Here is a 15237-nt window from a genome sequence, read left to right as displayed (position 1 = left end):
TGCTGGAGGACGACCTCGCCGACGACGAGACCGCGGTTTCGGACGCGCCGTCGGAGCGGGTGCTGCGATCGGCGGCGGTATCCATGCCGGGCGTGCTGCTGACCCAGCTCGCCGCATTGCGCGCACTGCGGTTACAGGGTTTGGACCCGGCGGAGTTCGCGCCGGTCTCGATCGTGGGCCATTCACAGGGTCTGCTGGCCGCGACCGCGGTCAAGACCTGCGGCCAGCGCGACGCGGAGATGCTGGCCATCGGTCAGCTCGTCGGTGCGGCGGCGGGGCTGGTCGCACGCCGGCGCGGGTTGATGCCGGTGGGCGATCGCTCCTCGATGGTCGCGGTGTCCAATATCGACCCCGACGAGCTGCGCGGTGTCCTCGACGAGGTGTTCGAGGGTGTCGATCCGCTGGCCGCCGCGGTGCTGTCGATTCGTAACGGGCGGCGTCGGGTGGTGCTCTCCGGGACCCCGGACGCGCTGCTGCGGGTGCGGCAGCGTTGCGAGCAGCTGCATGCCGAACAGGACCGTGAGCGGTCCGCCAAACAGCGTGGTGGCGCGGTATTCGCGCCGGTGTTCGAAGATTTGGACGTGGATGTGGCGTTCCACCACCCGGCGCTCGGCGATACCGTCGAGCTGGTCTCGGGGTGGGCCGCGCAGTGCGGGCTCGATACCGAGCTGGCCGCGCAGATGGCGAGCGACATCCTGGTGGAACCGGTCGACTGGGTCGCCACCGTCGACGAGATGGTGGGCGCGGGCGCGGAGTGGATTCTGGACCTCGGGCCCGGTGACCTGCTGTCGCGGGTCAGCGGTAGTGCCCTCAAGGGCAGCGGTGTCGGCATGGTGGCGGTGGCGACCCGTGCCGGGCAGCGCAATCTGCTGACCCCGGGCGCGGTGCCGGAGGTGGCGCAGCCGTGGACGGCTTTCGCGCCGAAGCCGGTGCGGCTGCCGAACGGGCGGATCGTGGTGGAGACCGCGTTCACCCGGCTCACCGGACGCTCGCCGATCCTGCTGGCCGGGATGACTCCGACCACGGTGGACGCGAAAATCGTCGCGGCGGCCGCCAATGCCGGGCACTGGGCCGAACTGGCCGGTGGCGGTCAGGTGACCGAGCAGATCTTCGCCGACCGGGTCGAGGAACTGAAGGAACTGCTGCACCCCGGGCGGCAGGTGCAGTTCAATTCACTGTTCCTGGACCCGTACCTGTGGAAACTGCAGCTGGGCGGTAAGCGGCTGGTTCAGAAGGCACGCGCGGCGGGCGCTCCGTTCGACGGTGTGATCGTCACCGCCGGTATTCCGGAGCTCGAGGAAGCCGTCGCGCTGATCGAGGAACTGACCGAGGTGGGCATCAGCCACGTCGCGTTCAAACCGGGCACCGTCGCGCAGATCCGCTCGGTGCTGCGGATCGCCGGTGAGGTGCCCGACTACCCGGTGATCATGCATATCGAGGGTGGTAAGGCCGGTGGGCACCACTCCTGGGAGGACCTCGACGATCTCCTCCTCGAGACCTACGCCGAACTGCGTACCCACGGAAACGTCGTGGTCTGCGTCGGCGGTGGTATCGGGACCCCGGAGCGGGCCACCGAGTACTTGACCGGCGCCTGGTCGGCGGCACACGGCTACCCGGCGATGCCGCTGGACGGTGTGCTGGTGGGCACGGCGGCCATGGCGACTCTCGAGGCGACCACCGCGCCCGAGGTGAAGCAGTTGCTGGTGGACACCCCCGGAACCCCGGATTGGGTGGGCGCCGGAACCGCCACCGGCGGAATGGCCTCGGGTCGCAGCCAGCTCGGTGCCGATATCCACGAGATCGACAATGCCGCCTCGCGCACCGGCCGGTTGCTGGACGAGGTCGCCGGTGACGCGGACGCGGTGGCGCAGCGGCGCGCGGAGATCATCGCCGCCCTGAACGCGACCGCGAAACCGTATTTCGGTGATGTCCCGGCCATGACCTACCTCGCCTGGCTCGAGCGGTACGTGGAGCTCGCCGTGGGGCAGGAATGCCGCGCGGATTTCGATTGCGGTTCGGACCTCGGGGACGCGATCGCCGCCTCCACTCGTTCGATTTGGCTGGATATCAGCTGGCGCGACCGGTTCGCGGAGATGCTGCGCCGCGCCGAGGCCCGGCTCGCGCCGGCCGATCGCGGTGAGATTGAGTCCCTGTTCCGTGACGAGGATCTGGAGAACCCGGCCGCCGCTCTCGCGCGGTTGGCGGAGCAGTATCCGGCGGCCCGGCAGACGCTGCTGCACCCGGCCGATGTGCCGTTCTTCATCGCGCTGTGCAAGACGCCCGGTAAACCGGTGAACTTCGTTCCCGTGGTGGACCAGGATGTCCGGCGCTGGTGGCGTTCGGATTCGCTGTGGCAGGCCCACGATCCGCGGTACTCGGCCGATCAGGTGTGCGTGATCCCGGGCACCGTCTCGGTTGCCGGGATCACCCGGGTCGACGAGCCCGTCGGTGAACTGCTGGATCGCTTCGAGCAGGACGCCGCCTACGCACTGGTGCGCGACGGTGTCGTCCCGGCCGCCGTGGATGCGCGCCGGGTCGCCGCGGTGACCAGCGGACCCATCGATGTGGTGCTCGCGGCGCCGGATATGAACTGGTCGGGCCGGGCCACCGTGAACCCCGTGCACCGGCTGGGCGATCTGCACGAATGGACCGTGGACGAGAAGGGCGCGGTGCATCCGCCGACCGGCGCCACGCTGGTGGAGACCGAGGGTCCCGAGGCCGAACACTCTTATGTGGAACTGTCCGTTCCGCTCACCGCCGAGCACAGTGTGCGGATCCGGATCACCGTGCCGGTGTCGGTGTACAACGGTGGGTCGCCGGTGGTGACCGAAACCGACGCCGACGCTTCCATGTCCGCCCTGCTGGCCGTCGCCGCCGGACAGACACTGCCCGAGGTCAAGGGCAATATCGCGCATGTCAATCTGGCTTGGACGCCGGATCTGATCGCCGACCATGCCGGAGTCACCGGAGCCGGACTGCCGGCGAACCTGAGCACGCTGGGCCGGACCGTGCCCGACGTTCTGGTCGGCGCGTGCTGGCCGGCGGTGTTCGCGGTACTGGGGGCGGCGCGTACCGAATCCGATGCCAGCGTGATCGAAGGCATGCTGGACCTGGTGCACCTGGACCATCAGGTCGAACTGCTGCGCGAACTTCCCGATGTCACCAGCATTCTCGTCGTGCGCGCCGAATCCGGAACCGTCGTCGACACCGATCTCGGCCGCGTGGTCGAGGTGAACGTCACCGTCGGTGAGATGCGTGACCAAGGGCTGGACGTCGTACCGCTGGCGCGCCTCGCCGAACGGTTCGCCATCCGCGGTCGCAGCGGTGCGGGCGAACTGACCGACCCGCCGCGGGCCGCGGGAACCGTGAGCGACGCGGCCGGCGAAACCCCGCGGCGCCGGCGCCGGGACGTGACCATGGTCGCGCCCCGCAGTATGGCCGCGTTCGCCGCGGTCTCCGGCGATCACAATCCGATCCACACCAGCGACGCGGCCGCGAAACTGGCCGGTCTGGGCAGCCCGATCGTGCACGGCATGTGGCTGTCGGCCGCCGCCCAGCACGCCGTGTCGGCGGTGGATCCGCAGGCCTCGGTGCCGGCGCGCACACTCACCGCCTGGACCACCCGGTTCCTCGGGATGGTGCGGCCGGGAGCCGAGATCGATGTGCGGGTCGAACGGGTCGCCGTCGACGCCGGTGCGGAGATCATCGAGGTGTCCTGCCGGGCCGGTGGTGATCTGGTGATGACCGCGACCGGACGCACCGCCGCGCCGAAGACCGTGTACGCGTTCCCGGGCCAGGGCATCCAGCGCAAGGGAATGGGGCTGGACGCCCGCACCCGGTCCAAGGCCGCCAAGGCGATCTGGGATCGCGCGGACAAGCACACCCGGGAAGCACTCGGCTTCTCCATCCTGGCGGTGGTCCGCGACAACCCGACCTATCTGAAGGCCCGCGGTGTCGAGCATCGGCACCCGGACGGCGTGCTGCACCTGACCCAGTTCACCCAGGTCGCGATGGCCACCCTCGGTGTCGCGCAGGTCGCGGAGCTGCGGGAAGCCGGTGCCTTCGTGGAGGGGTCGCTGTTGGCCGGGCATTCGGTCGGTGAGTACAACGCGCTCGCCGCGGTCGCGGGAGTGCTGCCGCTGGAGGCCGTGCTCGAGGTCGTGTTCCAGCGCGGTTCGGCCATGCACGAACTGGTGCCGCGGGATGCGCAGGGGCGCAGCGACTACCGTATGGCGGCCATCCGGCCGTCGCAGATCGGACTGCCCGACGACGAGGTGATCGATTTCGTCTCCGGCGTGGGCGAGGCGGCCGGGGAATTCCTCGAGGTGGTGAACCTGAACCTGCGGGGTTCGCAGTACGCCATCGCGGGCACCGTGGCCGGTCTGGATGCTCTGGAGGCCGAGATCGAGCGGCGCCGGGAGGAATTCGGCGGTAAGCGCGCCTTCATCCTGGTTCCCGGTATCGATGTGCCGTTCCATTCGACCGTGCTGCGCAAGGGCGTGCCGGAGTTCCGCGGCAAACTCGAACAGCTGCTGCCGGCCGAACTGCGTCCGGAGGTTCTGGTCGGGCGGTATATCCCGAACCTGGTGCCGCGGCCGTTCTCGCTGGAGCGTGAGTTCGTCGCCGAGATCGCCGACCTGGTGCCGTCGGAGCCGCTGGCCGGTGTGCTGGCCGACTTCGACTCCTGGTCGCAGCGGCCGAGCGAACTGTGCCGGGTGGTGCTGATCGAGCTGCTGGCGTGGCAGTTCGCCAGCCCGGTGCGGTGGATCGAAACCCAGGATCTGCTGTTCGGTGAACTCGGCGTGGAGCGGTTCGTCGAGGTCGGCCTGGGTGCCACCCCGACGGTGGCCAACCTGGCGAGCCAGACCCTGAAGCTGCCCGATTTCACCACCGCCACCGTGGAAGTCCTCAATATCGAGCGTGAGGCCGCGGTCGTGTACTCGACCGATACCGATCCGGCGCCCGTGGACGAGCCGGTCGACGAGGTCGCCGAGGCGCCCGCCGCGGCTGCTCCGGCCGCCGCGCCGGCCGCCCCCGCCGCCGCGACGGCCACCGGCGGACCGCGGCCGGACGATATCGCCTTCACCGCGGCGGACGCGACCAGGGTGCTGATCGCCCTGTGGACCAAACTCCGGCTCGACCAGATCGGCCCCGTCGACACCATCGAGGGTCTGTGCGACGGCGTGTCCTCACGCCGTAACCAGCTGCTGGTCGACCTCGGCTCCGAGCTCTCGCTCGGCGCGATCGACGGTGCCGCCGATGCCGATATGGGTGCGCTCTCCGCGACCGTCGAACGGCTCGCCCGCACCTACAAGCCGTTCGGTTCGGTGCTCAGCGATGCCATCAACGATCACCTGCGCAAGGTGTTCGGGCCGTCCGGCAAACGCCCGGCCGCGATCGCTGAACGCGTGAAGAAGGTCTGGGAACTCGGTGACGGCTGGGCCAGCCATATCACCGCCGAGGTGTCGCTGGGCACCCGCGAGGGTTCCAGTGTGCGCGGCGGTGACCTGGGCGGACTCGTTTCCGGGGCGCTCACCGACGGTGCGTCCGTGGACGCCGCCATCGACGCCGCAGTCCAGGCCGTAGCGGCGCGCCGCGGGGTCGCGGTCGCGCTGCCCGCGGCCGGCGGATCCAGTGGCGGCACCGTGGACGCGGCCGCGCTCGGTGAGTTCACCGAACAGATCACCGGTAAGGATGGTGTGCTGGCCTCGGCCGCGCGTCTGGTCCTGGAGCAGCTCGGCCTGAACGATCAGGTCTCCGCGGTGGAAACCACCGACGACGGCCTGGTCGATCTGGTCTCGGCGGAACTGGGCTCGGACTGGCCGCGACTGGTCGCACCGTCCTTCGACGCCCGCAAGGCGGTGCTCATCGACGATCGATGGGCCACCGCGCGTGAAGACCTCGCCCGGATGTGGCTGGGGGAAGACGCGGAAACCGCGCAGCAGCCGGTGGACGGATTCCTCGGTGCCGGTGAAGCCGTTGCCGCGCAAGCCGATTGGTGGCGGCAGCGGGCCGTGCACGAGGCCCGTTCGGTACTCGCCGGACACTACGACCGGATCGCCGCCGCGGCCCGCGACGAAGCCGACGCGGGCGAGTGGACCGGTGAGGTCGCGGTGGTCACCGGCGCCAGCAAGGGCTCCATCGCCGCCGCGGTGGCCGGTCGCCTGCTCGGTGGCGGCGCGACCGTGATCGTCACGACCTCCCGTCTCGACGACAACCGGCTCGGTTTCTACCGCGACCTCTATCGCGCGAACGCCCGCCAGGGCGCCGCCCTGTGGGTCGTTCCGGCGAATATGGCCTCCTATACCGATATCGACGCGCTGATCGACTGGGTCGGTACCGAACAGGTCGACAATGCCGGTGGCGCGAAGATCAAGACCAAGGACGCGTTCACCCCGACCCTGCTGCTGCCGTTCGCGGCGCCGCGGGTGGCCGGTGACCTCTCCGACGCCGGCGCGCGCGCCGAGATGGAGATGCGGGTCCTGCTGTGGTCGGTCGAGCGGCTGATCGGTGGACTGTCGAAGCTGGGCGCCGATCACGATGTCGACGCCAAACTGCATGTGGTGCTGCCCGGTTCGCCCAACCGCGGGCTGTTCGGTGGCGACGGTGCCTACGGTGAGGCCAAAGCCGCGCTCGATGCCGTGGTCGCCAAATGGCGGGCCGAGAAGTCGTGGGCGGCTCGGGTCACCCTGGTGCACGCGCTGATCGGCTGGGTCCGCGGGACCGGGCTGATGGGTCATAACGATCCCATGGTCGAGGCTGTGGAGAAGGCCGGTGTGCAGACCTGGTCGACCGGTGAGATCGCCGACGAACTGCTGAAATGGGCGACCGCACGTGCCCGTTCGGTGACCGAATCGGGTCCGCAGCAGATCGACCTCACCGGCGGGCTGGCCGGTGCGAAGCTCGATCTGCCCGAGCTGGCCCGGCAGGCACAGGAGGCGGCAGAAGCCGAGACGGCCGAGGTGACCGAGGAATCGGACGCCCCGCGCATTCCCGCACTGCCCGCCCCGCCGACCCTGACCTCGGCGCTTCCCGTTCCCGAATGGGGCACCGTAACCGCCGATCTCAGCGATATGGTCGTGATCGTCGGTGCCGGTGAGCTCGGACCCTACGGCTCCGCGCGGACCCGTTTCGAGATGGAGGTCTCCGACGAACTGTCGGCGGCCGGCGTGCTCGAGCTGGCCTGGACCACCGGCATGGTGACCTGGGAGAACGAGCCGAAACCGGGCTGGTACGACACCGAATCCGGTGACTACGTACCGGAAGCCGAACTGGCCGAGCGTTATCACGATGCGGTGGTCGAACGCTGCGGGATCCGGCGCTACGAGGACGACGCCGCCATGGTCGACAACAGCAGCCCGCTGATGACCTCGGTGTTCCTCGATCAGGACCTGTCGTTCACCGTCGGCAGCGAAGCGGAGGCCCGGGCCTTCCACGCGGCCGCGCCGGAACACACGGTGATCAGCCCGATCGCCGACTCCGGTGACTGGACGGTCACCCGCAAGGCGGGCACCGAGATCCGGGTGCCCCGGCGCGCGAAACTCTCGCGCACCGTCGGCGGCCAGATCCCGACCGGCTGGGATCCCACGGTGTGGGGTATCTCCGCCGATATGGCGTCCTCGATCGACCGGGTCGCGCTGTGGAATATCGCCTGCACCGTCGATGCGTTCGTCGGGTCCGGGTTCAGCCCGTCCGAGCTGATGGGCTGGGTGCATCCCAGCCTGGTGGCCAACACCCAGGGCACCGGTATGGGCGGTATGTCCTCGATGCGGTCGCTCTACGTCGACAACCTGCTCGGCGAACCGCGACCCAACGACATCCTGCAGGAAGCGCTGCCGAACGTAGCCCTGGCGCATGTGGTGCAGTCCTACGTGGGCAGCTACGGCGCCATGGTCCACCCGGTGGCCGCCTGCGCCACTGCCGCGGTGTCGGTCGAAGAGGGCGTCGACAAGATCAAGCTCGGTAAGGCCGAGGTGGTCGTCGCCGGCGGTTTCGACGATCTGGGTATCGAGGGCATCGTCGGCTTCGGCGATATGTCCGCGACCGCGGATTCGGCGGCCATGAGCGCCAAGGGAATCAGCGACCGCTACTTCTCCCGGGCCAACGATCGCCGTCGTGGTGGGTTCGTGGAATCCCAGGGTGGTGGCACCGTGCTGCTGGCCCGCGGCGATGTGGCACTCGAGATGGGTCTGCCGGTGCTCGGTGTGGTGGCCTACGCGCAGTCCTTCGCCGACGGCGTGCACACCTCCATCCCGGCGCCCGGACTCGGCGCGCTCGGTGCGGGCCGGGGCGGACGGGAATCCCGCTTCGCCGCGGAACTGCGCAAACTCGGTGTGGGCGCGGACGATATCGCGGTGGTCTCCAAGCACGACACCTCCACCGCGGCCAACGATCCGAATGAATCCGAACTGCACGAGCGGCTGGCCGCGGCGATCGGCCGCTCCGACGGCGCCCCGCTGTTCGTGGTCTCGCAGAAGAGCCTCACCGGGCACGCCAAGGGCGGTGCGGCCGCCTTCCAGCTCATCGGCCTGTGCCAGGTGCTGGAAACCGGTGTGGTGCCGCCCAACCGCAGTCTCGACTGTGTGGACGACAAGATGCGCGAATACCCGCATCTGGTGTGGTTGCGCGAGGCGCTGCGGTTCGGCGACCGGTTCCCGCTCAAGGCGGGTCTGGTGACCTCGCTCGGCTTCGGGCATGTCTCCGGCCTCCTCGCGGTGGTGCATCCGCAGGCGTTCGTCCAGGCGATCGAACCGGGCCGGCGTGAGGAATACCAGCGCCGGGCACAGGAACGGCAGCTGGCCGGCCGGCAGCGCATCGTCGAGGCGATGTGCGGCGGTGCCGCACTCTACGAGCGGCCGGCCGACCGCCGGCTCGGTGGCGACGGCACGCCCGCCGCGCAGGTTCGCGGCCTGGAAGCCGAGATGCTGCTGTCGGAGACCGCTCGACTCGGTGACGGGATCTACCAGGTCGACGGGGCCGGTTGCGAGACCGGCCGATTCGGCGGCGGCGATACCGATGCCGCCACGTCCGGTACACCGTAGGCTGCGCGACTGTGACCATCCTCGGAATCGGCTTGGACTTGGTAACCATCTCCGAGTTCACCGAACAACTGGAACGGGCCGGAACCACCATGCTCCGGGAAAGTTTCACCGCCGGTGAGCGGCGTTACTGCCAGAGCAAGGCCACCGATCCGGCCCGCAGCTACGCGGCGCGGTGGGCGGCCAAGGAGGCCGTGCTCAAAGCCTGGGCCTCCTCCCGCTTCGCCCGCCGTCCGCAGATCGGGGACAACCCGTATCCGCTGATCGAAGTGGTCAACGACGCCTGGGGCCGGCCGAGCATCAAACTGCACGGCCTGGCCGCGGAGTTCCTGCCGCGGGTGCGGGTGCACCTGTCGCTCACCCACGACGGGGACACCGCGGCCGCCATGGTCGTGCTCGAGGACCCGGGTGAGCTGGCCGACCTGATCGAGGGTCGGTCGCCGGAGAACTGAGCGCGCCACCAGAACGACGAAAGCCCGGAGTATCCGTCACTCCGGGCTTTTCGTTCGGGCTGCGAATGCCGGCCGGGCGTACATCCGCCGGTACGGCCGCATCTACCGCGTATGGTCTCGCCCTGCGGTTGCGCGGCGAATCGAACGCCGGATGTCGCGGCGCCGCGGAGTGCGGCGGGTACGCAGGACGACGCCTGGACGGGACACGGTGCCCGTGCGGAGCCCCAGCGAGCCGACTCGGTGACTGCGTAGATCGTGCCGCAGAACACGGCTGGTGAACAACCGGCATACGGGTCTCCTTCGGCCGCCGGAGTGCTGGTCATTCGGCCGGTGCGGATAGGCGTCGAACCGCGACGGTGTCGGATTGCCGCGGGGTCGGCGACCAGGAGCGGCCGGCATACCCGGCGCGGCTGGAGCCTTGTCGGTACTACCCGGCGCCTTCCGCGCCGCCACATGGTCCGGCGATGCGGCGCGAACCGTGGCGCCCCGCTGTCCGGGCTCTCGGGTAGGCCGGGCCGGCGTTGCCGAGTGCGGGTGCTTCAGCCCTGGCTGGCGGTGCGGGATTCTTTTTCGGCGACCAGAAGATAGGCGACCATCAGCCGTTTGAGTTCGGCGACCGCGTCGGCGTGGCTCTGTTCGTCCTGGACCGAGAAATTCAGCATCGAATACACCACGTGCACCAGCACCTCGGCCATCATGGTGCGCCGCCCGCGGGGTGTGCGTGGGGTGAGCGGGCGCAGCATCTGCGAGACGACCTCGGCGAATTCCTTTTCGTGGATCGCGCCGGTGGCCCGCGTGGACGGGGTGGACTGCATGGCCAGCCAGACCTCGCGGCGGGACGGGTCGGTCATCCACAGGCTGGCCAGATGGTCGACGAACTGGTTCATATGCCGCAACCAGTCCAGCGACGGGATCTCGCCGTGGAAATCGGCGAGTTCCTGCGATACCGCGACCAGGTCCTGCCGGTTCAGTTCGCAGACGATGACGTATTTGTTGGCGAAGAACTGGTACAGGGTGCCGATCGGGACTTCCGCCCGGGCCGCGACCTCTTCACAGGTGAACGATTCGAAACCCACCTCGACCAGAAGTTCCCGGGACGCCTGCAGCAGTGCGTCGAACTTCCGCTTACTGCGCTCCTGGGTCGGACGCCGCCGCGGCATGAGTTCCTGCGGATCGTCCTGCAGTTCCAATTCCAGCGCAGGGTCCGGACGCCGTTTCACTGTGGCCTCCGTACGTACGTTCACATGTCCCAGGCTAGCGGTAGGTCGAAGGTGGTGGTGGGAGAGTACGGGAATGTGACGGCGAGTCTGTCGTGTCTCACCACTCGGGTGGCGCCGATCCGGGGCGCGCAACACTGGGTGCTGCGGCCTCCGGATCGCCCGCTGGAGTCCGGGTCAGCTCCGGGTCTTGCGGTGGAAGAGCACCAGGGCGGTGCCGTAGCACACCACGGCGATGCCGCCCCACCATGCGACCGCGAGTACCGCACTGTTTCCGATCGGGGTCCCCACCAACAGACCGCGCAGCGTTTCGATCACCGGCGTCACCGGCTGGTGTTCGGCGAAACCGCGCAGCCAGTCCGGCATGGTTTCGGGCGGGACGAAGGCGCTGCTGACATAGGGGATGAACATCGCGAAGATGGTGAACCCGTTGGCGGCCTCCGGACTACTGGCGAGCAATCCGAAACACGCCGACATCCACGACAGCGCCACCACCACCAGTGCCAGGAGCGCCGCGGCGGCGAACCAGCGCAGCGGGTCGGCGGTCGGCCGGAAACCGATGGCCAGTGCGACGATCACCACCACCGCGGTGGCCAGGATATTGCGCAGCAGGCTTTCGGTGATGTGCCCGGTGAGGAAGGACGATCGGCTGATCGCCATGGTGCGGAAGCGGTCGACGATCCCTTCGGCGATATCGACCGAAACGCTGATCGCTGTGGTGGAAGCGCCGAAACAGGCGCACATCAGGACGATCCCGGGCACCACGTAATCGACGAAGGCGCCGCCGACGTCCATGGCCCCGCCGAAAACGTAGACGAACATGAGCAGGATCATGATCGGCAGCGCGAGGGTGCTGATCAAAGCGTCGGGACTGCGCAATGTGTGCCGGAGGTTGCGGGCCGTCATGGTGGCCGCGTCCTGTGCGGCGTGGGTGAGGGTGGTCACGCGAGTGGCTTTCTGTGAGTGGGGATGCGCGGATCGCTACGCGGCCGGTACGGCCTGGGCCGGCCGGCTGGTCAGCGCGAAGAAGACATCGTCGAGATCCGGGGTGTGCACGCTGAGCCGTTCGACGGTGATATCGAGCGCGGCGAACTGGTCCAGCAGATATTTGAGATGGGCGACCTGTCCGTCGGACGGCACCTGCAGGGTGAGTTCGTCCGGATCGGTTTCGGGGAAGCCGGTAGCGCGCGCTGCGGCGGCCAGGTTCGCGCGGTCGGCGAAGCGGAACAGGATATGGCCGCCGGGGGTGAGTTGTTTGAGTTCGGCCGGGGTACCGTCCGCGACGATACGGCCGTCGTGGAGCACCGCGATCCGGTCGGCAAGTTGATCGGCTTCCTCCAGGTACTGGGTGGTGAGGAAGACCGTTACGCCGTCGTCGACCAGTTCCCGGATGACCTGCCAGAGTTCGCGGCGGCTGCGCGGGTCCAATCCGGTGGTGGGTTCGTCGAGGAAGACGACCTCCGGCCGGCCCATCAGGCTCATGGCGAGATCGAGGCGGCGGCGCATACCGCCGGAATAAGTGCTCGCCGGCCGGGCCGCCGCCCCGGCCAGATCGAAACGCTCCACGAGTTCGGTGGTGCGCCGGCGGACCTCCGAGCGGCCCAGGTGTAGCAATCGCCCGACCATGTGCAGGTTCTCGGTACCGGTGAGGACCTTGTCCAGTGCGGCGTACTGGCCGGTTACCCCGATGGCCGCGCGGACTCGATCCGGTTCGTGCACGACGTCGTATCCGGCGACCCGGGCGGCTCCGTCGTCCGGCCTGGTCAGGGTCGCCAGGATGCGCACCATGGTGGTTTTCCCGGCGCCGTTGGGACCGAGCAGGGAGAACACCTGTCCGCGGTCGATATCGAGGTCGATACCGGCGAGGACTCGGTGGTCGCCGAAGGATTTCTCGAGCCCGGTGAGGGAGATGGCGGGTGGATCGATCATTTGCGGCTCCGTTTCCGATAACTGCATGCCGGATAAACTGTATACGGTATATATTCTGCTTAGATGGTACACAGTTGAGGGCGGTGCGCAAGAGCGACCAGGGGACCAGGTGGTATAGGAAGGAGTGACCTCGGTGCCGTCCTCAGACGAATGGCACCGCACCCGACGGCCGGTCACCGGACGCCGCAGGACAACGGAAGGAATCCAGATCGATGCCGAGTGCAGCGGACCGTGGCCCGGAGGCGGCGACCCAGGAGCGGGCGGCCGCCGCGGCAGACGCCGAACGGCCGCTACCGAAATCGATCGAGCTCATGTGGGGACTGGCGCAGGAGGGTTCCCGTGGACCCCGCCGCGGGCTGAGCTTGGAGCAGATCGTGGACGCCGCAATAGAAATCGCCGACGAGGAAGGGTTCGCCGGACTGTCGATGAACAAGGTCGCCGAGCGGCTCGGTTTCACCGCCATGTCGCTGTACCGCTATGTCGACAGCAAGGCGACCCTGCTGGAGATCGCACTGGATCGAGTGCTCGGAACACCTCCGGAGGTCCCGCCCGGCACCCCGTGGCGAGAGATCCTGTACCAATGGGCGTGGGCGGAGTATCGCGTGATCGCGCAGCACGCGGCGTGGCTCAGCGTGAAAATGGGCGCGCCGCCGCTGGGGCCGAACAATATGGCGTGGCTGGAAGCCGGACTGTCGGCGCTGGCACAAACCCGGGTGCCCGAACCGCTCAAACTGCAGCTGGTGATGAATCTGTCACTGTTCGTGATCGGACGGGTCCGGCTCATCGCCGAGATCGATCCCGCCAACCCGGAATCCGAAGGCGACTGGGGCATCCTCGAACGGGTACTGGACCCCGAACGGTTCCCCGCTGTCACCGCGGCCGTGCGGGCCCAGGCATTCGAACAGGACGAGGGCAACTGGGAGGATTTGTTCTTCGAGCGGAGTCTGGGGTTGCTGCTCGACGGCTACGAACGGCTGGTCGATTCCTACGCGTGAGTCCCCGCGGCGGATTCCCGCCGGATCGCGCTCGTCGAGGAACCGGCAACAAGCGCGGTCCGGGCCGAAGTCGATGCTGCTCGACGACGACCCGGTCGCCACGGATCGGGGCCGGACGTCGCGGTCCGCGCGCACTGCCGATGCCACGCGAGCACCGGCGGATGCCGCGCTGTGTCCGCGACTACACCGAAAGGTCGCGGCGGAGCTTGGCGACGTGCCCCGTGGCGCGCACGTTGTATTGCGCCACTTCGATTTTCCCGTCGGCGTCGACGAGGAAGGTCGAGCGGATGACGCCGGTCACCGTCTTGCCGTACATCGTTTTCTCGCCGAACGCGCCCCACGCGGTGAGAACCTTGCGTTCCGGGTCGGAGAGCAGCGGAAAGTTGAGCTGTTCGGCATCACGGAATTTCGCGAGTTTGGCGGGTTTGTCGGGAGAGATCCCGATCACGTCCAGTCCGGCGGAATTCAGTTCACCGAGATTGTCCCGGAAATCGCACGCCTGCTTGGTGCAGCCGGGGGTGCTTGCCGCGGGGTAGAAATACACCACGACTTTGCGGCCGCGGTAGTCGGCCAGTGATACCTGGTTGCCGTCGGCGTCGGGCAGGGTGAAATCGGGTGCCGGATCGCCCGGGGAGAGTCGGTGGTTATCGGTCACCCTCGCACCGTATCCGAATCGGCGGTCGCCGGGACGCGGACCGGGAGCGCGCCGCGTGGGTCGCGATGGCCGCCGGCACAGAGCGGCGGGCCGCGCCGGGGCCGAGCGGGTAGCGGCGGCGGTGACCGCGGATACACTCGAGCGCGAACCCCGGAGCGATCCGGCGATACCGTGGTCCCGGGGTGATCATCGGCCGCCGGTGGACGCGGCAGACCAGGTACAGGAGGCGTGAAGGTGGCAAAGGATACCGAGCGGATCGAGCAGGAGATCGAGGCCGCGCGGGAGCGGTTGGCCAGCACCCTGGACGAGATCGCGGTGCGGGCCGATCCGCAGCGGATCGCCGAGGGCACCAAACAGCTGGCGCTGGCCAAGGTGAAAGAGCCCAAGGTGAAATACAGCCTGATCGGTGCGGGCGTACTGCTCGCGGGTGCGGTGCTGTTCAAGATCCTGCGCTGAATACCGCAGACGACAACGCCCGGTGACGGAAATCTCCGTCACCGGGCGTTTGTGCGCAGTGAGACCGAATCAGACGGTGGGGCAAGCGAACCCGTCGCCGTCCGGATCCAGGTGCGGGGCGAACCCGGGCTCACCGCGGAAAATCGGCGCCCGACCCGCGGCGCGCGCTTCGTCACAGTTCTTGAAGGCGCCACCGGCGGAACCGGTCTGCGCCAGCTGCGCCGAACCGGTGGCGCCGAGCAGGGCGTCCACCGTCGAGGAGCCGGTGCCCGCCAACGGAGGGAGGGCCTGTGCGGAACCGGCGCCCACAACGGGAGCGGCCAGAAGAGTCAGCCCCGCGGCGGCGGCGCTGACATAGAGCTGGCGTACGTTCATGAATTCCTCTATGTCTGCTGGGGGGTGGATCATGCGTCCGAACGGAGAACGCGCGGCTACCACTGTTGTGAGGGGCGCCTCGATTGTCAACTCGTATGGCCTGGATAAGACAAGGAGAAA

The 15237-nt window shown here is 68.6% G+C and carries 9 protein-coding genes; 4 read left to right on the top strand and 5 right to left on the bottom strand.

Annotated elements, in window-relative coordinates; genetic code table 11:
- On the top strand, nucleotides 1–9041 hold a 9041-nt coding region (locus tag QH195_RS20885), incomplete at its 5' end, for a type I polyketide synthase (protein WP_280436680.1).
- Nucleotides 9042–9052: 11 nt separating this feature from the next.
- Nucleotides 9053–9490, top strand: a complete 438-nt coding sequence (gene acpS / locus QH195_RS20880; protein WP_033246001.1) for a holo-ACP synthase AcpS — start codon at nucleotides 9053–9055, stop codon at nucleotides 9488–9490.
- A 539-nt stretch (nucleotides 9491–10029) separates the two neighbouring features.
- Here the strand turns inward: acpS and QH195_RS20875 are convergent.
- From QH195_RS20875 to QH195_RS20865, 3 genes are all read right to left on the bottom strand, one after another.
- Nucleotides 10030–10650 (bottom strand): TetR/AcrR family transcriptional regulator, encoded by a 621-nt coding sequence (locus QH195_RS20875; protein ID WP_084493442.1) that lies wholly within the window; start codon nucleotides 10648–10650, stop codon nucleotides 10030–10032.
- 234 nt (nucleotides 10651–10884) lie between these two features.
- Nucleotides 10885–11613: an ABC transporter permease gene (locus QH195_RS20870; RefSeq protein ID WP_280422614.1), complete on the bottom strand. Its 729-nt coding sequence runs from the start codon at nucleotides 11611–11613 to the stop codon at nucleotides 10885–10887.
- A gap of 75 nt (nucleotides 11614–11688) precedes the next feature.
- Nucleotides 11689–12636 carry an ATP-binding cassette domain-containing protein gene (locus QH195_RS20865; RefSeq protein ID WP_280436679.1) on the bottom strand — a complete coding sequence of 316 codons (948 nt, stop codon included), beginning with the start codon at nucleotides 12634–12636 and terminating at the stop codon, nucleotides 11689–11691.
- A 212-nt stretch (nucleotides 12637–12848) separates the two neighbouring features.
- Here QH195_RS20865 and QH195_RS20860 point away from each other — a divergent pair, with 212 nt between their 5' ends.
- The gene (locus QH195_RS20860; RefSeq protein ID WP_280436678.1) at nucleotides 12849–13631 is read left to right on the top strand and encodes a TetR/AcrR family transcriptional regulator; all 783 of its coding nucleotides are present in this window, start codon (nucleotides 12849–12851) and stop codon (nucleotides 13629–13631) included.
- 181 nt (nucleotides 13632–13812) lie between these two features.
- On the opposite strand, the gene bcp is transcribed toward QH195_RS20860, so the two are convergent.
- Nucleotides 13813–14286 (bottom strand): thioredoxin-dependent thiol peroxidase, encoded by a 474-nt coding sequence (gene bcp / locus QH195_RS20855; RefSeq protein WP_280422601.1) that lies wholly within the window; start codon nucleotides 14284–14286, stop codon nucleotides 13813–13815.
- Nucleotides 14287–14520: 234 nt separating this feature from the next.
- Between bcp and QH195_RS20850 the strand changes: the two genes are divergently transcribed.
- Nucleotides 14521–14742, top strand: a complete 222-nt coding sequence (locus QH195_RS20850) for a DUF3618 domain-containing protein (protein ID WP_280436677.1) — start codon at nucleotides 14521–14523, stop codon at nucleotides 14740–14742.
- Nucleotides 14743–14811: 69 nt separating this feature from the next.
- On the opposite strand, the gene QH195_RS20845 is transcribed toward QH195_RS20850, so the two are convergent.
- Complete coding sequence (locus tag QH195_RS20845; protein ID WP_033246004.1) at nucleotides 14812–15117, bottom strand: excalibur calcium-binding domain-containing protein; 306 nt, start codon at nucleotides 15115–15117, stop codon at nucleotides 14812–14814.
- Between the last annotated feature and the right edge of the window lie 120 nt (nucleotides 15118–15237).

It is taken from the genome of Nocardia carnea, assembly GCF_029868855.1.
In the GTDB taxonomy this organism is placed as follows: Bacteria; Actinomycetota; Actinomycetes; order Mycobacteriales; family Mycobacteriaceae; genus Nocardia; species Nocardia carnea_A.
The sequence above is the reverse complement of the archived record's forward strand: the minus strand, read 5'-3'. Positions and strand labels throughout refer to the sequence as shown.